Raw genomic sequence first — 20398 nt, 5'->3', positions numbered from 1 at the left:
TTCCCCGTACGCCCCTGTCTGGAGCGTACGGAGGGGCTGGCCGGCAGGCAGCGCGCTGCCTTGGCCGCGCCGGCTGGACGCGGGACCTGGCGGGGCGGGATCAGCTGGCCCAGGGCGGGCTGTAGCGCACCTTCAGGGTGCGCACGGCCGGGTCGGCGCGCAGCGCTTCCATCAGCTTCGAGTCGATGCGCACGGCGCTCTGTCCGGACACGTCGAGCATGCCGGCGATACCGCCGTGCGGGCCCTTCAGCAGCAGGTCCAGGCGCAGGGGCGTGCGGCCGGGGCGATGGCGGTCGAGCAGGGCATCGATGCGCTCCCACACCGGCCGCTGCTGGCGCAGGTCCAGCCGCAGCGACAGGCGCGTAGCGTAGTTGGCGCAGACCTCATCGAAATCCCAGCACTGGCGGATGCGCAGGGCGTAGCCACCGTTGAATTCGTCTTCACGCAGGCCGCCCTTGACCACCAGGATGCGGTCCTTGGTCATCAGGTGGCCGAACTCGGCCAGGGTGTCGGAGAACGCGCTGCACTCCACGCGTCCACGCCCGTCCTCGAGCTGGATGAAGATCTGGCTTTCGCCCTTGCGGCGCACGCCGACCACCTGGCCGGCCAGCACGGTCTGCACTTCCGGGCGCCAGCGCTTCTCACCGCCACCACCACCACCGCCGCTGTTGGCGCTCCAGATCTTTTCCACCGCGCCCAGATCGTTGCCGACCAGATCGCGCACGTCGTCGCGCCACGGATCGAATGGATGGCCGCTGAGGTAGAAGCCCAGCGTGTCGCGCTCGCCGTTCAGGCGCTGCAGCAGGGGCCACTCTTCGGCCTCCGGCAGGTCCAGCTGGATCGTCGTCGCGCTCGGGTCCGGCCCACCGAACAGCGAGTTCTGCCCGGAGGCGCGCTCGCGTGCCATCTGCTCGGTGGCCTTGATCACTTCCGGCAGCTGCAGCATCAGCGAGGCGCGGTTGCGGCCCAGCTCATCCAGTGCGCCGCAGTTGATCATCGCTTCCAGGGTGCGCCGGTTGAGCTTGGCCGAGCCGACGCGGGTACAGAAATCGAGCAGGTCGGTGTAGTTTCCACCCCGCAGCCGCTCGTCCACCACCGCTTCGCAGGCACCCTGGCCGACACCCTTGATCGCACCCAGGCCGTACTGGATGGTGTCCGGCGTGGCAGCCTCGAACATGAAGGCGGACTGGTTCACCTTCGGCGGCAGCACGGTCAGGCCGAGGTTGCGCACCTCGTCGAGGAAGCCGACCACCTTGTCGGTGTTGTCCATGTCCGAAGACAGCGTGGCCGCCATGAACTCGGCCGGGTAATGGCGCTTGAGCCACGCGGTCTGGTAACTGACCAGCGCGTAGGCCGCGGCGTGCGACTTGTTGAAGCCGTAGCCGGCGAACTTCTCCATCAGGTCGAAGATCTCGTCGGCCTTGGGGCCGTCGACGCCGCCCTTGGCCGCACCCTCGCGGAAGATCTCGCGGTGCTTGGCCATTTCGGCCGGCACCTTCTTGCCCATCGCACGACGCAGCAGGTCGGCGCCGCCCAGCGAGTAGCCGCCGACGATCTGCGCCATCTGCATCACCTGCTCCTGGTACACCATGATGCCGTAGGTGTCCTTGAGGATGGCTTCGGTGCGCGGATCGGGATAGATGATCTCTTCCTGCCCGTGCTTGCGCGCGTTGAAGGACGGAATCAGGTCCATCGGGCCGGGGCGGTACAGCGACACCAGCGCGATCAGGTCTTCGAAACGGTCGGGGCGTGCGTCCTTCAGCAGGCGGCGCATGCCGGAGGATTCGAACTGGAAGACCGCACCGGTGTTGCCGTTGGCGAAGATGTCCTTGTAGGTCGGCGCGTCGTCCAGCGGGATCGCCGCGATGTCCACCGGCGGAATGCCGGCGCGCGCGTGGCGCTTGTTGATCGCCTTCACTGCCCAGTCGATGATGGTCAGCGTGCGCAGGCCAAGGAAGTCGAACTTCACCAGGCCCACTTCTTCGACGTCGTTCTTGTCGAACTGGGTGACCGGGTTCTTGCCGATGCCGTTCTCGTCGTGTTCGGCGTACAGCGGGCAGAACTCGCTCAGCGGCTCGGGGCCGATCACCACGCCACCGGCGTGCTTGCCGGCGTTGCGGGTGAGGTCTTCCAGCTGCAGCGCCAGATCGATCAGGTCACGGACATCGTCTTCGGTTTCGTAACGCTGGATCAGCTCGGCCGATGCCATCTCCGAGCCCGGGCCTTCCTTGCCCTTGCCGAGCGCATCCTTCAGGTGGATGCCGAGGATGTTCGGGATCAGCTTGGAGACGCCGTCAACCAGGCCATAGGGGAAACCGAGCACACGGCCGGAATCGCGCACCACGGCCTTGGCGGCCATGGTGCCGTAGGTGATGATCTGGCTGACGCGTTCGCGCCCGTATTTGCGCGCGACGTAGTCGATCACTTCGTCGCGGCGGTCCATGCAGAAATCGATGTCGAAGTCGGGCATCGACACGCGTTCCGGATTCAGGAACCGCTCGAACAGCAGGTTGTAGGGCAGCGGATCCAGGTCGGTGATCTTCAGCGCCCACGCCACCAGCGAACCGGCACCGGAACCACGGCCCGGGCCGATCGGGATGCCCTGGTTCTTGCCCCACTGGATGAAGTCGGCCACGATCAGGAAGTAGCCGGGGAAACCCATCTTGATGATGGTATCGAGCTCGAATTCGAGGCGCTCGAAGTACTCCTCGCGGGTCTTGCCCGGCGCCAGCGGATTCTTCTGCAGGCGTTCTTCCAGGCCGTCGCGCGACATCTTCTGGATCCAGGTATCCAGGGTCTCGTCGTCCGGCACCGGGTAGTTGGGCAGGAAGTAGGTGCCCAGCCGCATCTCGATGTTGCAGCGCTCGGCCAGCGCCAGCGTGTTGTCGATCGCATCGGGGATGTCGGCGAACAGCGCGCACATCTCCTCGGCCGACTTCAGGTACTGCTGGTCACTGTACTCGCGCGGCCGCTTGGGATCGTCCAGCACGCGGCCGGTCGAGATGCACACACGTGCCTCATGCGCGCTGAAGTCCGACGGTGCAAGGAAGCGCACATCGTTGCTGGCCACCACCGGCAGGCCGCGCTGGCCGGCGGCCATCAGCGCGAAGCGGTTGAAGGCCTCCTCGCCATCGCGGCCGGTGCGGGTCAGCTCCAGGTGCAGGCCATCGCCGAACACCCGCTGCCAGTCGGCCAGATGCTGCTCGGCAAGGTCGTGCTTGCCGTCCAGCGCCAGGCGCCCGGCCAGGCTCTCGCGCCCGGCCAGCGCGAACAGGTTGGCGTTGCCCGCCTTCAACCAGTCCGGATGCACGGCGACGCCGCCTTCCGGACGATGGCCCTCCATCCAGGCACGGGTCAGCAGCCGTGACAGGCTCAGGTAGCCTTCGCGGTCGCGGCACAGCAGGGTCATCCGCCACGGGTCCTGGCCCTCCTCGGCGATCATCACGTCGGCGCCGGCGATCGGCTTGATGCCCACGCCTTCGGCTGCCTTGTAGAACTTGATCAGGGCGAACAGATTGTTGAGGTCGGTCACCGCCAGCGCGGGCAGGCCCAGCTCGACCGAGCGTGACAGCAGGTTGGCCTGCTTGGCCTTCTTCGGGTCGGCCTGGTCCGGCTTGGCCGGCACACGGATGGTCGAGTCCGCCAGCGAGAACTCGGTGTGGACGTGGAGATGTACGAAACGGGAGTTGGACATGCCGGACCAGGTTGGAGCGCGGGGGCCCCGGGTGCCGACGGGAGTTCGTCGCCGGGGTCGGGAAGCGCTGGAATGCCCGGTCAGGGTAGCGAGGGCAGGGGGAGGCGACAAGCTCTTGACGGCACGTCGATTGCGCGAACAGGCCGCCGGGCATGGCCCGGCGCTACCACGGCAATGTGGGCGCACGATGCCCGGCGGCGGTTGTTCAGGCGATGGCCGCGGCCGCCGGGTTTTCCAGGCATTCACGCACCGGGGCGAAACTGCGCCGGTGCTCGCCACAGGGGCCGTGTTCACGCAGTGCCGCCAGGTGGGCCGGAGTGCCGTAGCCCTTGTGCTGGTCGAAACCGTAGTGCGGATGCCGCACGTGCAGGTCCTGCATGTACCGGTCGCGCGACACCTTGGCCAGGATCGACGCCGCCATGATCGCGCGGTCGATGCCATCGCCACCAACCAGCGCCTGCGCCGGCAGTACCAGCCCCTTCGGAACCACGTTGCCGTCGATGCGGGCGAAGCCGGCCACATGGGCCACGGCCGCCACCACGTCGCGCATGCCCTGCAGGGTGGCCTGGTAGATGTTCAGGCGGTCGATCGCTGCTACGTCCACCAGCACCACATGCCAGGCCAGGGCGCGATCGATGATGCGGTCGTACAGCTGCTCGCGGCGCGCGGCGGTGAGCTGCTTGGAGTCATCCAGGCCGTTGATGCGCGGGCGGGCAGGATCGAATACCCCCGCCGCGACGGCGACCGGCCCGGCCAGCGGGCCACGGCCGGCCTCATCGACACCGGCGACCAGGCGGTCCGGTTCAACCCGCAGTGAACCGTCGAACAGGGCCAGGCTGGCTGCGGCGGCGTGGCGGCGGCTCATGCCTTGTCCAGCTCGCGTACCAGCAGCTCGCCGACAGCGTCGGCGGCGCGTGCCGAGGCATTGCGGCGCAGGCGTTCATGCAGGCGCGAATAGGTTCCCTGCAGGTCGGCGGCCCGTTGCGGATGGTCGAACCACTGCTGGATGGCGGCGGCCAGCTTGTCCGGCGTGCAGTCGTGCTGCATCAGCTCCGGTGCCAGGTCCTGGCCGGCCAGGATGTTGGGCAGGGCGAAGCGGTCGACCTTGATCAGGCCCAGCGCCTTGACCAGGCGGTAGGTCAGTTCGTTGACGCGATAGCCGACCACCATCGGCCGCTTCACCAGCATGGCTTCCAGGGTCGCGGTACCGGAGGCGAGCACCACCACGTCGGCGGCGATCATGGCGTCGCGGGCCTGGCCATCAAGCACATGCGAGTAGGCGACCGGCAGCGCCGAACGCGACAGCTGTTCCTCGATCAGGCGACGGCAGGCGGCATTGGCGGCAGGCACCACGACGTGCAGCCCCGGAATCCGCTCGGAAACCTGCCACGCAGCCTCGAAGAACGGCTCGCCCAGACGCGAGATCTCGCCCAGGCGGCTGCCCGGCAGTACCGCCAGCACCTTGGCCGTGGCCGGCAGGCCCAGCGCGGCACGGGCTTCGTCGCGGTTGCCCTGCAGCGGAATGTCATCGGCCATCGGATGACCGACAAAGCGCGCGTCGATTCCGTGCCGGGCGTAGATGGGGGGTTCCATCGGGAACAGGCACAGCACGAGGTCGGCACTGTTGCCGATCTTCTCGGCGCGCTTCTCGCGCCACGCCCAGACCGAAGGGCTGACGTAATGCACGGTGCGCACGCCACGCTGCTTCAGCCAGCGCTCGATGCCCAGGTTGAAGTCCGGCGCATCGATGCCGATGAACACGTCCGGCTGCCACTCGAGCGCGCGCTGGCGGAAGGCCGAGCGCAGCTTCAGCAGGCGCGGCAGGTGGCGCAGGACTTCGGTCAGCCCCATCACCGCCAGTTCGCTGGCGTCGTGCCAGGTCTGGCAACCGGCATTGCGCATGGCATCGCCGCCGATGCCGGCGAACTCGGCGTTCGGGAAGCGGGCCTTCAACTCGCGCACCAGGCCGGCACCGAGCAGGTCGCCGGAGGCCTCACCGGCCACCAGTGCGATCCGCAGCGGCCGCTCGCTGAGCACCCGCTGTGCAGGCACGCTGCCGGCCAGGGAGGCCAGCGGAATGACAGCGGCGCCGGCCGGCGCCTGGCCGGACGTGCTGCTCATCGCAGCAGGGGCCTCTCTGCGTGTTCGATGAACTCCAGCATGGACTTCACGTCCTCGCTGTCGCGCGCCTGTTCCACCAGCTGCTGCTTGGCTTCGGCCAGCGGCAGGCCGGCCACGTACAGGGTCCGGTAGGCACGCTTGATGGCGGAGATGCGTTCGGCATCGAAACCGCGGCGCTTCAGGCCTTCACTGTTGATGCCGCGCGGACGGCCCAGCGAATCGGAGCCCACCATGGTGAACGGCGGAACATCGCCGTTGGTCAGCGCACCCATGCCGAGGAAGGCGTGGGCGCCGATGCGGCAGAACTGGTGGGCACCGGCGAAGCCGCTGATGATCACGTAGTCGCCGACAGTAACGTGGCCGGCCAGCGTGGTGTTGTTGGAGAACACGCAGGCGTTGCCGACGTGGCAGTCGTGCGCCACATGCGTATAGGCCAGCATCCAGTTGTCGTCACCGATCGTGGTGATGCCACCGCCGCCGCCGGTACCGCGGTTGACGGTGACGAACTCGCGGAACACGTTGCGGTCGCCGATCACCAGTTCGGTGCGTTCACCGGCGAACTTCTTGTCCTGCGGCTCGCCGCCGATGGCTGCGTGGCCGATGAAGCGGTTGTCGCGGCCGATCCGGGTCGGTCCGAGAATGCTGCAGTGTGGGCCGACGACCGTGCCTGCGCCGATGTCCACATCGGCACCGATCAGGGTGAAGGCACCGACCTGCACATCGTCGGCCAGCCGGGCGGACGGGTCGATGACGGCGGTGGGGTGGATCCGTGGGGCGTTGTCAGTCATTCCTGGCTCCGTTATGGCTCAGCCCTTGGCACCGGCGCACATGACCTCGGCAGAGGCCACCACTTCGCCGTTGACCTTGGCTTCGCCGTAGTACCAGCCCATGTTGCGGATCAGCCGCTTCATCTGCACGTCCAGCAGCAGCACATCGCCCGGCACCACCTGCTTGTTGAAGCGGGCGTTCTCCACCTTGACCATGTAGAACAGCTTGGACTGCGCATCGCGGCCGAGCGAGAGCTGGGTCATCACACCGCCGGCCTGCGCCAGTGCCTCGATGATCAGCACGCCGGGCATGATCGGGCGGCCCGGGAAATGGCCCTGGAAGAACGGCTCGTTGATGCTCACGTTCTTCTGGGCAAGGATGCGCTTGGCGTCCACATCCAGCTCGAGGACCTTGTCCACCAGCAGGAACGGGTAGCGGTGCGGGATCAGCTCCTGGATCTGGAGGACATCGATCGGAAGCTGCAGCGTGTCGTTCATTCTTTCTCCTTGCTCACAGCCAGGATGCGCCGGGCCAGCGTATCGAGCTGCTTGAAGCGCGCGGCGTTCTTGCGCCACGTGCGGTTGTCGGTCAACGGGGTGCCGGACGAATACTCGCCCGGCTCATGGATGGAGTTGCGCACCACCGATTTGCCGGTGATCACGACCTTGTCGCAGATCTCCAGGTGGCCGACCACGCCGACGTGGCCGCCGAGCAGGCAGTAACGTCCGATCTTGGCGCTGCCGGCAATGCCGGTGCAGCCAGCGATGGCCGAGTGCGCGCCGATCTGCACGTTGTGTGCGATCTGCACCAGGTTGTCCAGGCGCACGTCTTCGTCCAGCACGGTGTCTTCCAGCGCGCCGCGGTCCACGCAGGTGTTGGCGCCGATTTCGCAGTCGTCGCCGATGCGCACGCCGCCAAGCTGCGGCACCTTGATCCACCTGCCCGCGTCCATCGCCAGGCCGAAGCCATCGGCGCCGAGCACGGCGCCGGGGTGGACGCGCACACGCTTGCCCAGCCGGACGCGGGTGACCAGGGTGACCCGGGCGATCAGTTCGCAGCCGTTGTCCAGGCTGCAATCCTCGCCGATCACGCTGCCGGTGCCGATGATGCAGTTCTCGCCGACTACGCTGCGGGCGCCGATGGACACGAACGGACCGATATGGGCGCTGGCTGCGACCTGGGCAGTGGGATCGATGACGGCGCTGGGATGGATGCCCGGCGGGCGTGTCGGTGCGATGTCGAACAGCGCGGCGATCTTGGCGAAGGTGGTGTACGGGTCCTTGGCCACGAGCGCGGCGCCGGGAGCCGCCTCGGCATCGTCGGCACGCAGTACCACCAGCGAGGCCTGGCTGTCGGCCAGCTGGGTGCGGTAGCGCGGATTGGCGAGGAAGGTCAGCTGGCCAGGGCCGGCATGGGCGAGGGTGGCCACGCCATGGATGGCGGTGGCGGGGTCGCCATGGACCTGCAGGCCGAACTGCTCGGCGAGTTGCTGGGCGGTGTAGGAGGGAGTATTCACGGCGGGAGTTTAACGTGTGACGCCATTGCGGTCATGCGGGGGGCAGAGCGTGGCGCCTGCCTGGTACGGGCGGGAGACGGCGGGTGGCCCTGGCCAGGACACGCAGAAGCCCCTCCATGGTGCTCGATGGCGCCATCCATGGCGCCAACGGTCCTGGCCAGGCCCACCCGCCGCCTCAGGACAGTCTCCCGCGAGCGCGGCCAAGGGCCCGTGCAGTGTGCAGTGTCATCTGCATCAACGAAAACGCCGGGCAGAGCCCGGCGCTTCGTACCCCGTCTGGTGGAGAGCCCCCCTTCTGTTAAGGGGGGCGCGCCAGCGGCGCGGGGGATAGGGGGTAGGTCGGGACCCGCTGCTTGCGCAGCAAGCCGCGGCGCACCTTCGGTGGTCAGTTCTTAGAACTGCCCACCGAAGGTGAATTGCAGGCGCTCGATCTTGTCGTCGTCTTCCTTCTTCAGCGGGAACGCATAGCTGATCGAGATCGGGCCGACCGGGGCGCGCCACAGCAGGGCCACACCGGTGGACACACGCAGTTCGTTGGCCTTGAAGTTGTCGGCGCCGTTGTAGACGTTGCCGAAGTCGACGAAGGCCGACACGCGGGCCGACGGGCTGTCGAACAGACGCGGGAAGTAGGCTTCGATCGAACCGACGGTCTTCAGCGAGCCACCCAGCGGCTGGCCTTCCGGATAGCCGGAAGTGACTTCGCGCGGGCCCAGCGTGTTGTCCTCGAAGCCGCGCACCGAGTTGGTACCGCCGGCGTAGAAGTTCTCGTAGAACGGCAGGCCGCTGGCGGTCACCGTCTTCCTGTAATCCGGTGAGCCCGGGTTGCAGTTGACCGTCTGGGTCGGGTTCGGGTTGGCCTCGGTCGGCGCGGTGTAGCAGAGATCACGCGAGGTGTCCTTGCCATAGCTGTCGCCGTAGCCGATTTCCGCACGCGTGTTGATCACCAGCGACGGCATGATCGGCCAGTACTTGGAGATCTGATAGTTCAGCTTGTAGTACTCGACGGTCGAACCCGGCAGCGTGGTCTCCAGGCCGATGCGCTGGTAGGTACCGCGGGTCGGCATGAAGTAGTCGTTGCGCGAGTCGCGTGCCCAGCCGAGCTCGGTGCGCCAGGCATGGAAGGTGCGGCGGCCGACGGCGTTGATGTAGTCGATGATCGATTGCGGCGTTGCGTTCTGGTACGTCGAGATCTGGTTGCTGTCGATGCCGAACATCAGCGAGACCGAGTCGGTTTCGGTCAGCGGCACGCCGAACACCACCTGCGCGGCACCGTTGGTGCTGTTGTACTGCGCGGTGTTGAAGTCGGAGTAGTCCAGTTCGCGCCAGGACAGGTTGTAGCCCAGCGACACGCCGTCATCGGTGAAGTACGGGTTGGTGTAGCTGAAGCCATAGCGCTGCAGGTAGCTGCTGCGCGAGGCTTCCACCGACACGCGGTTGCCGCCGCCGAGGAAGTTGTTCTGCGACAGCTGCACGGAGGTGGTCATGCCGTAGGACTGCGAGTAGCCCAGGCCGAACACGAAGCTGCCGGAGGTGGTTTCCTTGACGTTGTAGACGACGTCGACCTGGTCGTTGCTGCCGCTGACGGCCGGGGTTTCCACATCCACCGATTCGAAATAGCCCAGGCGCTGCAGGCGGATCTTGGAGCGGTCGATCGCGGCCTGCGAGTACCAGCTGTTCTCGAACTGGCGCATTTCGCGACGCATCACCTCGTCGGAGGTGCGGGTATTGCCGCGGAAGACGATACGACGCACCGACACGCGTGGGCCCGGCACCACCTGCATGTTGATGGCAACGGTCTGGTCAGCACGGTTGGTGGTCGGGATCGGGTTCACCTTGGCGAACGCGTAGCCGATGTTGGACAGCGAGTTGGTGATCGTGTCCGAGCTGAATTCCAGCAGCGCCCGCGAGAAGGTGTCGCCGGACTTCTGGATCACCATGCGCTCCACGTCCTCCTGCGGGAGGATGGTGTCGCCGCTGACCTTGATCTCGGAGATCTTGTACTGCTCACCCTCGGTCACGCCGGCGGTGAGGAACATGTCGCGCTTGTCGGGGCTGATCGACACCTGGGTGGAGTCGATGCTGAAGTCGACGTAGCCCCGGTCGAGGTACCACGAGTTCAGCTTTTCCAGGTCGCCGGACAGCTTTTCCTTGGAGTACTGGTCATCGCGGCGGTACCACGAGGCCCAGTTGTGCTCCTTGGATTCCCAGGTTTCCAGGATGTCCTTGCTGTCGTACTTCTCGGTGCCGACCAGGTTGACATGGCGGATCTTGGCCGCCTTGCCTTCCTTGATCGCGATGGCGATGTCCACACGGTTGCGGTCCAACGGGCTCACCGTCGGGGTGATCTCGACGTTGTACTTGCCGCGGTCGTTGTACTGGCGGCGCAGTTCCTGGGTCACGCGGTCCAGGCTCAGGCGATCGAACGTGCCACCTTCGGTCAGGCCGATGTCGGACAGGCCCTTCAGCAGCTGGTCGGACTTGATGTCCTTGTTGCCGGTCACGGTCAGCTTGTTGATCGCCGGGCGTTCCTTGACCGTCACCACCAGGATGTTGCCCTGGCGGTCCAGCTGCACGTCCTCAAAGAAGCCGGTCTTGTACAGGGCGCGGATGGTTTCGCCGACCTTGCTGTCGGTGACCGTCTCGCCACGCTCCACCGGCAGGTAGGTGAATACCGTACCCGAGCTGATGCGCTGCAGGCCGTCGACGCGGATATCGCTGACAGTGAAGGGCTCGGCTGCCTGGGCCAGGGCGGGAGCGCCGGTGACGGCGGCGAGGGCGAGGGCCAGCAGGCGGCGATTGGGGAGTCGCGTCATGTCACGTCCGGTAGGAAGGTCGATTTCATTGGTGCGGGATGCCGACGCTGTAGACGGCAACAACGTGGAAAAGTTCATCGCGGGACCAGGCCGAGGATGTCGTTGTAGAACGCCAACCCCATCAGCCCGGCCAGCAACGCCAGGCCGATGTATTGGCCGGCGGCGATGGCACGCTCGCTCAGCGGGCTGCCCTTGACCAACTCGATAAGGTAATACAGCAGGTGGCCGCCGTCCAAGATCGGGATCGGCAGCAGATTGATGATGCACAGGCTCAGCGACAGCAGCGCGAGGAACTGCAGGAACCAGTCGAGCCCACGTTTGGCCGATACATTGGCCACACGGGCGATGGTGACCGGGCCGGAAACGTTCTGCAGCGAGGCCTTGCCGGTAACGATGCGGGCCATCATGCCCAGCGAGTCGGCGGCCAGCCGGCCGGTTTCACGCACCGCCACGGTGACCGCGTCCAGTGGCCCGTAACGCAGCAGGGTGTCGTAGGCCGGGCTGTAGGTGGTGGGGAAACCGACGCCGATCTGCCAGACCGGCTCGCCCTTGCCGTCCTTGCCCTGGCGCGGAGTCACTTCCAGTGCCAGCCGCTCGCCGCCACGCAGGACTTCGATCATGCCGGGGCCGCCGGTGCGGCCCAGGGCCTGGATTTCGCCGATCACCTGGTCGACGCTGTCAATGCGCTGCCCGTCGATGGCCACGATGAGGTCGCCCGGCTGCAGCTGGCCCGCAACAACGGAATCCGGTGTGAGCCTGTCGACCAGGGCGGGCTGCAGCCATGACTGCCAGTACAGGCCCGCCAGGATCGGCACCCGCCGTTCATCGAAGCCTGCCGGCAGCTGCGACAGCGGCAGGGTACGGGCATGCACCTGGTCACTGCGGTCGATCACGTCCAGCGTGACATCACGACGGTCCATCGCTGCCGCGGTCAGGGCCATGCTGGCCTCGCCCAGGGTGCTGACCGGGCGGTCGTCCACGCGCAGCACGCGGTCACCACTGTTGAGCCCCGCCGTCGCCGCGATGCCGCTGGTGCGGCCGAGGGTGGGCGAATAGTCCTGCTTGCCGATCACGAACATCGCCCACAGCAGCAGGATGCACAGCAGCAGGTTGGCGACCGGCCCGGCAGCAACGATGGCGATGCGCTGCCAGACCGTCTTGTGGTTGAACGCCTGGCCGCGTTCCTGCGGATGCACCTCGACTTCGCGCTCGTCGAGGAATTTCACATAGCCGCCCAGCGGAATCGCAGCAATGGCGAATTCGGTTCCATGCCGGTCGCGCCGCGACCACAGCGGCCGGCCGAAGCCGACAGAGAAGCGCAGCACCTTGACTCCGCACAGGCGGCCGACCCAGTAATGCCCGAGCTCGTGGAAGGTGACCAGCAGCCCCAGGCTGACAATCATCCACCAGACCGATCCGATGAAGTCAGTCATGCAGGCTCACGTTGGCGGGCAGGGGCGGCGTCGTCATGCAGGGCTGGGCAGGCGGGCGGTTCAGGCGGCGTCGATGGCGTTCAGGGTCAGCAGGCGTGCGCGCTGGTCGGCGGACAACAGGACCTCCAGTGTATCGGCTGGCTCGGTCGGCAGTGTTGAAAGAGCGTTAGCAACCAGCGCCGGGATGGTCAGGAAACCGATCCGGCCCTGAAGAAACGCTGAAACGGCCTCTTCGTTGGCGGCGTTCAGCATCGCCGGGGCGGTGCCACCGGCGCGCATCGCCTGCCAGGCCAGCGCCAGGCAGGGGAAGGCCTCGGTATCGGGCGCCTCGAAATCCAGCCGGCCCTGCGCCAGCAGATCCAGCCCGGCCACGCCCGAGGCGATGCGTTGCGGCCAGCCCAGGCCAACGGCCAGGGTGGTGCGCATGTCCGGCAGGCCCATCTGCGCCAGGGTCGAGCCGTCGACGAATTCGACCAGCGAATGGACCAGGCTCTGCGGATGGACCAGCACCTCGATGCGTTCACCCGGCACGGCGAACAGGTGGTGGGCCTCGATCACTTCCAGGCCCTTGTTCATCAGGGTCGCGGAATCGACCGAGATCTTCGGCCCCATCGACCACTTCGGGTGGGCCACGGCCTGGGCCGGGGTGACCTGCGCCAGTTCGGCGCGGCTGCGGCCACGGAACGGGCCACCGGAGGCGGTGAGCAGGATCCGGCGCACCCCGGCGCCTTCGAGGCTGGCGTCGCGCGAGCGCAGGCACTGGAAGATGGCGCTGTGCTCGCTGTCGATCGGGATGATCTCGGCCCCGGCACGTTCGGCGGTACGGGTCAGCAGTTCGCCCGCCAGTACCAGTGATTCCTTGTTCGCCAGCAGGATGCGCTTGCCCGCGGCGGCGGCGGCCAGGGTCGAGGACAGCCCTGCCGCGCCGACGATGGCGGCCACTACGGTGTCGCAGGCGTCACTGGCGGCCAGCTGGTCAAGCGCTGCCTGGCCGGCGTGGGCCTGGGTCGCCAGGCCGGCCTCGCGCAGACCGTCGCGCAGCGCAGGGTACAGGGCCTCGTCGGCGATCACCGCGTGCAGGGGCTGATGCTGGCGGCACAGCGCAAGCAGCGCCTGCACCTGGCGGCCGGCGGCAAGCACGGTGGCCCGGTAGCGCTGCGGATGGCGCGCGATCACATCCAGGGTGGAGGCACCGATCGATCCGGTGGCGCCGAACACGGCGACCCGGCGCAGGTCTGCTGCTGCATGCATGGTCAGAATCCGAAGATTTCCTTGCCCAGCGCGAACACCGGCACGGCTGCCAGGACGCCGTCGACACGGTCGAGCACGCCACCGTGGCCCGGGATCAGGTTGCCCGAGTCCTTGGCACCGGCATGGCGCTTGATCAGGCTCTCGAACAGATCGCCCAGCACCGAGGCCAGCACGGCGACCACGGACGTGATCAGCAGGCCCGGCAGGTGGGCCAGGTCGATACCGGCCAGCCAGCCCAGGCCGACGGCCACGGCCACGCCGGCCAGCAGGCCGCCGACCAGGCCTTCCCAGGTCTTGTTCGGGCTGATGCGCGGGGCCAGCTTGTGCCTGCCGAAGCGGCGGCCGGCAAAGTAGGCGCCCGAATCGGCGGCCCAGACCAGCGCCAGCGCGGCCAGCAGCCACAGATGCCCCTGCCGGCCGGGCGGGTCGCCGCCGGCGTGGATCAGCACCAGCGCGGCCCAGGCCGGCACGATGGCCAGTGTACCGGCCAGCAGCTTGAGGATGCGCGCGGGGCTGCCCGGCTGTGCACCGAAGTTGAAGAAGCGCAGCCAGACCAGCGCCGCCAGCCACCAGGCGACGCCGACCAGCGTGGTGATCTGGAACAGCACCAGGGTACTGCCGTCGGCCCACACCAGCAGCACCATCAGCAGCAGGTTCAATACCAGCAGCACGGTGCGCGCCAGGGTGTCTTCAACGTCGGCCAGCTTCAGCCATTCCCACAGGCCGATCAGCAGGACGGCGGCGGCCGCGGCGGCCAGCCATTGCGTCGGCAGCAGCAGGATCGCGGCAATGGCGACCGGCGCCATGATCAGCGCGGCGAGGACTCGGGTCTTGGTCATGGGCTGGACGTCTCAGTGGCCAGGGCGGCGATCTGGGCGCTGGTCAGGCCGAAGCGGCGCTCACGGCCCGCATAGGCATCCAGCGCCTGTTGCAGCATCGCGGCGTCGAAGTCCGGCCACAGTGCCTCGGTGAACCACAGCTCGGTGTAGGCCAGCTGCCACAGCAGGAAATTGCTGATGCGGGTGTCGCCACCGGTGCGGATGAACAGGTCCGGTGCCGGCAGGTCGGCCAGGGCCATCTGCCGGCCCAGCAGCGCCTCGTCGATCTGTTCGGGCAGCAGGCGACCGGCCGCCACTTCGGCAGCCAGTGCGCGCGCCGCGCGGGCGATGTCCTGGCGGCCGCCATAGCTGGCGGCGATCGACAGGGTCAGCGTGGTGTTGCCGGCGGTGCGCTGTTCGGCCAGCTGCATGCGGCTGACCAGCGAGGCGCCGAAGCGCTCGCGCTCGCCGATGAAGCGCACGCGCACGCCCCGGCGGTGCAGCTCGTCCACTTCGCGGTCGAGCGCGCCCAGGAACAACTTCATCAACGCATCGACTTCGTCCTGCGGCCGGCCCCAGTTCTCGCTGGAGAAGGCGAACAGGGTCAGCGCCGGGATGCCCAGTTCAAGGCAGCGCTCGATGGTGCGGTTGACCGCGCGCGCGCCGGCACGGTGGCCGATCACGCGCGGGCGGCGGCGCTGCTGTGCCCAGCGTCCGTTGCCATCCATGATGATGGCGACGTGGCGGGGCAGGGCGGCCGGCAGGGGAGGCGGGACTGAAGGCATCGACTTCAGACCGACAACAGTTCCTTTTCCTTGTCCGCGACGACTTTGTCGACATCCTTGATGTTGCTGTCGGTCAGCTTCTGGATATCGTCTTCGCCGCGCTTCTTCTCGTCTTCGCTGATCGCCTTGTCCTTGACCAGCTTGGCGATTTCCTTGTTCGCGTCCTGACGGATGTTGCGGATCGCGATCTTGGCGCCTTCGCCTTCCTTCTGCACCTGCTTGACCAGTTCCTTGCGGCGCTCTTCGGTCGGCGGCGGCATGTTGATGCGGATCGCGGTGCCCAGCGTATTCGGGGTGAACTCGGCGTTGTACAGCCCCTTCTCGATCTCCTTGATCATGCTCTTGTCGAACGGCGTGACCAGCAGCGAGTGGGCGTCGGCGTTGGAGATCGAGGCGACCTGGTTCAGCGGGGTGCTGGCATTGCCGTAGGCATTGACGGTGACGCGGTCCAGCAGGGCCGGAGTGGCACGCCCGGTGCGGATCGAGGTGAGGGTGTGCTTCAGAGCGTCGATGCTCTTGGCCATGCGCGTCTGCGCGTTGTTCTTGATGTCGTTGAGCATCGCCCGGGTCCTGGATGTAACTGGAATCGGGCGATTATAGGCGAATACGGGACGCTGCCGGGCCTGGATCGGCCCGGGCGTCGCCTTGCGCTCAGGCTCAGGCCGGGTCGCGGCCCTGGACCAGGGTGCCGATGTTCTCGCCGCTGAGGATCTTCAGCAGCTCGCCCGGCTGGCCCATGTCGAACACCCGCATCGGCAGATCGCTGTCGCGGGCCAGTGCGAAGGCGGCGGTGTCCATCACTTCCAGGCCGCGGCGGATCACTTCGTCGTAGCTCAGGCTGTCGAAGCGGACCGCGTCGCTGTGCTTGTTCGGATCCTTGTCGTACACGCCATCGACCTTGGTGGCCTTGAGCAGCAGGTCCGCACCGATCTCGATCGCACGCAGGGCTGCGCCGGAATCGGTGGTGAAGAAGGGGCTGCCGACGCCGGCGGCGAAGATCACCAGCCGGCCTTTTTCCAGGTGGCGGATGGCGCGGCGGCGGATGTAGTCCTCGCACACGTCGTTGATCTTGATCGCGCTCATCACGCGGGCCTTGGCGCCCAGCTTCTCCAGGGCGTCCTGCATGGCCAGCGCGTTGATGACGGTGGCCAGCATGCCCATCTGGTCGCCGGTGACCCGGTCCATGCCGCCGGCAGCCAGGCCGGCGCCGCGGAAGATGTTGCCGCCGCCGATCACCAGTGCCACTTCGGCCCCTGCCTGCTGGGCCTCGATCACTTCACGGGCCAGGCGGTTGATGACCTTCGGGTCGATGCCGTAGTCCTCGTCTCCCATCAGCGCCTCCCCGGAGAGTTTCAGCAGGATGCGGCGATAGGCGAGCTTGGACATGGGGACCTCGGGTGCGTGGAAATCGCGGGCGATTCTACGCGCATGCGGCGCCCGGCCAAAGTGTTTTGTGCACTGCGGCGCAAAATCGGCTGGATCGCCCCGCTCATCGGGGCGTCCCGTTCAGCCCGCTTCGAGGCCGGCAGTGGCGGACAGTTCGTCGTGGCCCAGCGCGCCGGGGGAGCGGGCGATCACCCGGTTGCGGCCCAGGTTCTTGGATCGATACAGCACGTCATCGGCGGCGCGCAGCAGGTCCTGCACGTCGGCGAAGCGTTCGTAGCCCCCCTGCGTGGCCACGCCGGCGGAGAAGGTGACGAACAGCGGCCCTCCCTCGAGTTCGGCCATCGGCGTGGCGACGATGTTCGCCAGTACGCGCCGGATCACCTCCAGCGCTACCGATTCGCTGGTATTGGGCAGCAGCGCCACGAACTCCTCGCCACCGAAGCGGGCGACGGTGTCGCTGTTGCGCAGCTGGCCCTGCAGTTTGCCGGCGAAGGCGCGCAGCACCTCGTCGCCGGTCAGATGACCGTGAGCGTCGTTGATCTTCTTGAAGTCGTCCAGGTCGATGAAGGCCACCGAAAGCGGCCAGCCATGCCGGCCGGCGCGCAGGAATTCCTGCTCCAGCACCGCTTCCAGCTGGCGCCGGTTGAGTACGCCGGTCAGCGCGTCACGGTGGGCCTGGTCGGCCAGCCGCTTGGCGCGCGCCTCGAATTCATCGGCGCGTCGCCGTGCCTGGTCGGCATCCTGCAGTTCGCGCAGGTTGCGCAGGGTGGCCAGCTCCTGTGCGTGATCGATCAGTTCGTGCACCCGCGCCGGAGAATTCAGGCCGGCTTCGAACAGGCTGGCGATATCGGGCAGGGCATCGCTGATGCGGGCCAGGACCTGGTCGAAGCGGGCGCTGTCCAGATCCAGGCGGTCATGCACCTGCTGCAGCGCCCGTTCGCGGGCCGCGTCGGCGTCGCCGTCCAGCCAGATGTCGGCGACCGCGCCGGACAGTTGCACGCACGCCTGGAAGGGCGAATCGGCGGCGTCCTCGTCTTCGCTGTGGCTGATGCTCTCCACCAGGTAGCGCGGCAGGCCCCACTGCTCGGCCACCCAGGCGCCGACATCGGCGTGGCTGCAGCCCAGCACGTCGCGCTCGCGGGCAACCAGGTCGAGGTTGTCGCGTGCTTCACGCAGCAGGGGCAGGTAGCGCTCGGCTTCGGCCTGGGCCAGGCACAGCACGCCCATGTCCTGCAGCAGTCCGGCCAGCATCAGTTCTTCCAGGCGGCGCAGCCCGCGCGCCTGGCCAAGCTGGCTGGCGGCCAGTGCACTGAGGATGCTGCGCTTCCAGGCCCGCTGGCGCAGGTCGTGATCGGCACCGCTGCCGGTCAGTCCCTGGGTGACCGTGAAACCCAGCGCCAGACTGATGGTGGCGTTGAGGCCCAGCATGGTCAGTGCCTGGCCGAGATTCTCGATGCGACGCCGGCTGGCATACAGCGGCGAGTTGGCGATGCGCAGCATGCGGGCGCTGAGCGCCATGTCGATGGCGATGATGTCGGCGGCGGTGGCGATGTCCGCTTCCGGATCCTGGGCCAGTTCGATGATGCGCAGGGCAATACCGGGTGGCGAGGGAAGGTTGCGGCAGAGCGCCAGGGCAGCTGTCAGCTCGGGAGGCATGGCGGATCGTTCAATTCCATTAGGGCAAGAATACCTAGGAATTCATCACAGTCTGCGACTTTCTATCCTGCTATGTGACTGAGGATTCCCTGCGCCGAGTATCGGCCTGATTCGCGCGCAACGCAAAGTTCACCGACGGCATAAAAAAAGAGCCGCGGTTCCCCGCGGCTCCTTCTGGTCGCTTCACAGCCGGAAGGCTGGACTCAGACCTGCATCGCCTTGGCAACTTCGGCGGCGTAGTCTTCCACCACCTTCTCGATGCCTTCGCCGACGACCAGCAGCTGGAAACCAGCGACGTCGGCACCGGCGGCCTTGACCACCTGCTCGACGGTCTTGTCGCCGTCCAGCACATAGGCCTGGCCGTACAGCGTCACTTCGCTGACGATCTTGTTGATCTTGCCGCTGATGATCTTTTCCAGGATATCGGCCGGCTTCGACTTGTCCTTCTCGGACATCTTGGCCAGTTCGATTTCCTTTTCCTTCTCGACGAAGTCGGCCGGAACGTCGGCGGCCTTGTTGTGCGGCGGCTTCAGCGCAGCCACGTGCATGGCCAGGCCGCGGGCCAGTTCGGCGTCGCCGCCGACCAGGTCCACCAGGACGCCGACCTTGCCATTGGTGTGGACGTAGGCACCCACGGTGTTGTTGCCGTCGACCTTGGCGATGCGGCGGATCTGGATGTTCTCACCCAGCTTCTGCACGGCCAGGGCGCGGGCTTCTTCGACGGTCTCGCCGGAGGCCAGCTTGGCGGTCTTCAGCGCTTCGACGTCGGCAGCGCCCGATGCCAGGGCGGCAGCGGCAACGGCGTCGACGAAGGTCTTGAAGTTGACGTCGTTGGCGACGAAGTCGGTTTCCGAGTTGACTTCGACCAGCACGGCCTTGCCGCCGTCCTGTGCCAGGCCCAGACGGCCTTCGGCGGCCACGCGGTCAGCCTTCTTGTCGGCCTTGGCAGCGCCGGACTTGCGCAGCAGTTCCGCCGCAGCGTCGATGTCGCCGGCGGCTTCGGTCAGCGCCTTCTTGCATTCCATCATGCCGGCGCCGGTGCGCTCGCGCAGTTCCTTGACCAGGGAAGCAGTGATTTCCACGGGATTACCTCACGAAAGAAAGGGGTTGGGCCGGCATGGTGGCCGGCCCGTATGACATGGTCCTGTCACGCGCCGAGGGCGGCATGCAGGAGGGGTGGGCGCTGGGGCCCACCCCGGGGCCTGGATCAGGCCTGGGCTTCGTCGCCCTTCTTGGCGGTCTTCTTGGCCGGAGCGCGACGGGCCGGCTTCTCTTCGCCTTCAGCGGCGGCTTCAGCGAACTCTTCCTCGCGCACCGAGGCGGCGTGCGGAGCAGCGGCCTTGCCTTCCAGCACGGCGTCGGCGGCGGCACGGGCGTACAGCTGCACGGCGCGGATGGCGTCGTCGTTGCCCGGGATGGCGTAATCGACCAGCTCCGGGTTGTAGTTGGTATCAACCACGGCGATCACCGGGATGCCGAGCTTCTTGGCTTCCTTGATGGCGATGTCTTCGTGGCCGATGTCGATGACGAAGATGGCGTCCGGCAGACGGTTCATGTCCTTGATGCCGCCCAGCGAGGCTTCCAGCTTGTCGCGCTCGCGACGCAGGCCCAGCACTTCGTGCTTGACCAGCTTCTCGAAGGTGCCGTCGGTTTCACCGGCTTCCAGTTCCTTCAGGCGGGCAACCGACTGCTTGACGGTACGGAAGTTGGTCAGGGTGCCGCCCAGCCAACGCTGGTTCATGAACGGCATGCCGCAACGCTCGGCTTCTTCCTTGATGGTTTCGCGGGCGCTGCGCTTGGTGCCCAGGAACAGGACGGTGCCGCGCTTCTGGGCAACCGACGAGATGAAGTTCATCGCGTCGTTGAACAGCGGGACGGTCTTTTCCAGGTTGATGATGTGGATCTTGCCGCGGGCGCCGAAGATGTACGGAGCCATCTTCGGGTTCCAGTAGCGGGTCTGGTGGCCGAAGTGGACGCCGGCTTCCAGCATCTGACGCATGGTGACCTGGGGCATTGCAGTACTCCTGATATGGAACCAGCGATTCCGCCCGCGGTATAGGTATGCGGGACGCGTGGAAGCGCGATCGGTTCCGGGGTTGGGCTTCCCTGTTGCCTCCGTGGCCGAACTCCTTGCGGAGCACCCCGGCACGGATGGGG

15 protein-coding genes and 1 pseudogene are annotated in these 20398 nt (G+C 67.0%); all 16 read right to left on the bottom strand.

Features of this window, described 5'->3' with window-relative positions:
* Window positions 1-100 precede the first annotated feature (100 nt).
* On the bottom strand, window positions 101-3694 hold the full coding sequence (gene dnaE, locus QMZ25_RS11735; protein ID WP_128990023.1) for a DNA polymerase III subunit alpha: 3594 nt from the start codon (window positions 3692-3694) through the stop codon (window positions 101-103).
* Window positions 3695-3899: 205 nt separating this feature from the next.
* The gene (locus QMZ25_RS11730) at window positions 3900-4559 is read right to left on the bottom strand and encodes a ribonuclease HII (RefSeq protein ID WP_283219672.1); all 660 of its coding nucleotides are present in this window, start codon (window positions 4557-4559) and stop codon (window positions 3900-3902) included.
* Window positions 4556-5719: pseudogene (gene lpxB, locus QMZ25_RS11725) on the bottom strand (lipid-A-disaccharide synthase); the annotation flags it as partial. The gene QMZ25_RS11730 and the pseudogene lpxB, both read right to left, overlap by 4 nt.
* Window positions 5720-5811: 92 nt before the next feature.
* Window positions 5812-6603: an acyl-ACP--UDP-N-acetylglucosamine O-acyltransferase gene (gene lpxA, locus QMZ25_RS11720; protein WP_053519894.1), complete on the bottom strand. Its 792-nt coding sequence runs from the start codon at window positions 6601-6603 to the stop codon at window positions 5812-5814.
* Between the two features lie 18 nt (window positions 6604-6621).
* On the bottom strand, window positions 6622-7080 hold the full coding sequence (gene fabZ / locus QMZ25_RS11715; RefSeq protein ID WP_053519893.1) for a 3-hydroxyacyl-ACP dehydratase FabZ: 459 nt from the start codon (window positions 7078-7080) through the stop codon (window positions 6622-6624).
* Window positions 7077-8099 carry a UDP-3-O-(3-hydroxymyristoyl)glucosamine N-acyltransferase gene (gene lpxD, locus QMZ25_RS11710; protein WP_053519892.1) on the bottom strand — a complete coding sequence of 341 codons (1023 nt, stop codon included), beginning with the start codon at window positions 8097-8099 and terminating at the stop codon, window positions 7077-7079. The genes fabZ and lpxD overlap by 4 nt, the downstream gene beginning before the upstream one ends.
* 392 nt (window positions 8100-8491) lie before the next feature.
* Window positions 8492-10912 (bottom strand): outer membrane protein assembly factor BamA, encoded by a 2421-nt coding sequence (bamA, locus tag QMZ25_RS11705; protein WP_180875671.1) that lies wholly within the window; start codon window positions 10910-10912, stop codon window positions 8492-8494.
* A gap of 74 nt (window positions 10913-10986) precedes the next feature.
* Window positions 10987-12345, bottom strand: a complete 1359-nt coding sequence (gene rseP / locus QMZ25_RS11700; protein ID WP_053518305.1) for an RIP metalloprotease RseP — start codon at window positions 12343-12345, stop codon at window positions 10987-10989.
* 60 nt (window positions 12346-12405) lie between these two features.
* A complete protein-coding gene (gene dxr / locus QMZ25_RS11695) occupies window positions 12406-13596 on the bottom strand; it encodes a 1-deoxy-D-xylulose-5-phosphate reductoisomerase (RefSeq protein WP_065174697.1) in 1191 nt (396 codons plus the stop codon).
* Between the two features lie 2 nt (window positions 13597-13598).
* Window positions 13599-14435 (bottom strand): phosphatidate cytidylyltransferase, encoded by an 837-nt coding sequence (locus QMZ25_RS11690; protein ID WP_053518308.1) that lies wholly within the window; start codon window positions 14433-14435, stop codon window positions 13599-13601.
* Window positions 14432-15199, bottom strand: coding sequence for a polyprenyl diphosphate synthase (gene uppS, locus QMZ25_RS11685; RefSeq protein ID WP_065174698.1), 768 nt, complete (start codon window positions 15197-15199; stop codon window positions 14432-14434). The genes QMZ25_RS11690 and uppS overlap by 4 nt, the downstream gene beginning before the upstream one ends.
* A 5-nt stretch (window positions 15200-15204) precedes the next feature.
* Window positions 15205-15759: a ribosome recycling factor gene (frr, locus tag QMZ25_RS11680; RefSeq protein ID WP_053518312.1), complete on the bottom strand. Its 555-nt coding sequence runs from the start codon at window positions 15757-15759 to the stop codon at window positions 15205-15207.
* Between the two features lie 97 nt (window positions 15760-15856).
* Window positions 15857-16585 (bottom strand): UMP kinase, encoded by a 729-nt coding sequence (pyrH, locus tag QMZ25_RS11675; protein ID WP_053518314.1) that lies wholly within the window; start codon window positions 16583-16585, stop codon window positions 15857-15859.
* Between the two features lie 120 nt (window positions 16586-16705).
* On the bottom strand, window positions 16706-18241 hold the full coding sequence (locus QMZ25_RS11670; protein WP_053518316.1) for a GGDEF domain-containing protein: 1536 nt from the start codon (window positions 18239-18241) through the stop codon (window positions 16706-16708).
* A gap of 203 nt (window positions 18242-18444) precedes the next feature.
* Window positions 18445-19323, bottom strand: coding sequence for a translation elongation factor Ts (gene tsf / locus QMZ25_RS11665; RefSeq protein WP_053518318.1), 879 nt, complete (start codon window positions 19321-19323; stop codon window positions 18445-18447).
* 125 nt (window positions 19324-19448) lie between these two features.
* The gene (gene rpsB / locus QMZ25_RS11660; RefSeq protein WP_053518321.1) at window positions 19449-20255 is read right to left on the bottom strand and encodes a 30S ribosomal protein S2; all 807 of its coding nucleotides are present in this window, start codon (window positions 20253-20255) and stop codon (window positions 19449-19451) included.
* Window positions 20256-20398 lie beyond the last annotated feature (143 nt).

Source organism: Stenotrophomonas sp. RS-48, assembly GCF_030053245.1.
Classification (GTDB): domain Bacteria; phylum Pseudomonadota; class Gammaproteobacteria; order Xanthomonadales; family Xanthomonadaceae; genus Stenotrophomonas; species Stenotrophomonas maltophilia_P.
This window is presented reverse-complemented; position numbering and strand designations above follow the sequence as displayed.

What these genes read in the sequence shown, in the direction of transcription:
- dnaE (WP_128990023.1), bottom strand. Translation starts at nt 3,694, where the DNA reads ATGTCCAACTCCCGTTTCGTACATCTCCACGTCCACACCGAGTTCTCG.
- QMZ25_RS11730 (WP_283219672.1), bottom strand. Translation starts at nt 4,559, where the DNA reads ATGAGCCGCCGCCACGCCGCCGCAGCCAGCCTGGCCCTGTTCGACGGT.
- lpxA (WP_053519894.1), bottom strand. Translation starts at nt 6,603, where the DNA reads ATGACTGACAACGCCCCACGGATCCACCCCACCGCCGTCATCGACCCG.
- fabZ (WP_053519893.1), bottom strand. Translation starts at nt 7,080, where the DNA reads ATGAACGACACGCTGCAGCTTCCGATCGATGTCCTCCAGATCCAGGAG.
- bamA (WP_180875671.1), bottom strand. Translation starts at nt 10,912, where the DNA reads ATGACGCGACTCCCCAATCGCCGCCTGCTGGCCCTCGCCCTCGCCGCC.
- rseP (WP_053518305.1), bottom strand. Translation starts at nt 12,345, where the DNA reads ATGACTGACTTCATCGGATCGGTCTGGTGGATGATTGTCAGCCTGGGG.
- dxr (WP_065174697.1), bottom strand. Translation starts at nt 13,596, where the DNA reads ATGCATGCAGCAGCAGACCTGCGCCGGGTCGCCGTGTTCGGCGCCACC.
- QMZ25_RS11690 (WP_053518308.1), bottom strand. Translation starts at nt 14,435, where the DNA reads ATGACCAAGACCCGAGTCCTCGCCGCGCTGATCATGGCGCCGGTCGCC.
- uppS (WP_065174698.1), bottom strand. Translation starts at nt 15,199, where the DNA reads ATGCCTTCAGTCCCGCCTCCCCTGCCGGCCGCCCTGCCCCGCCACGTC.
- frr (WP_053518312.1), bottom strand. Translation starts at nt 15,759, where the DNA reads ATGCTCAACGACATCAAGAACAACGCGCAGACGCGCATGGCCAAGAGC.
- pyrH (WP_053518314.1), bottom strand. Translation starts at nt 16,585, where the DNA reads ATGTCCAAGCTCGCCTATCGCCGCATCCTGCTGAAACTCTCCGGGGAG.
- QMZ25_RS11670 (WP_053518316.1), bottom strand. Translation starts at nt 18,241, where the DNA reads ATGCCTCCCGAGCTGACAGCTGCCCTGGCGCTCTGCCGCAACCTTCCC.
- rpsB (WP_053518321.1), bottom strand. Translation starts at nt 20,255, where the DNA reads ATGCCCCAGGTCACCATGCGTCAGATGCTGGAAGCCGGCGTCCACTTC.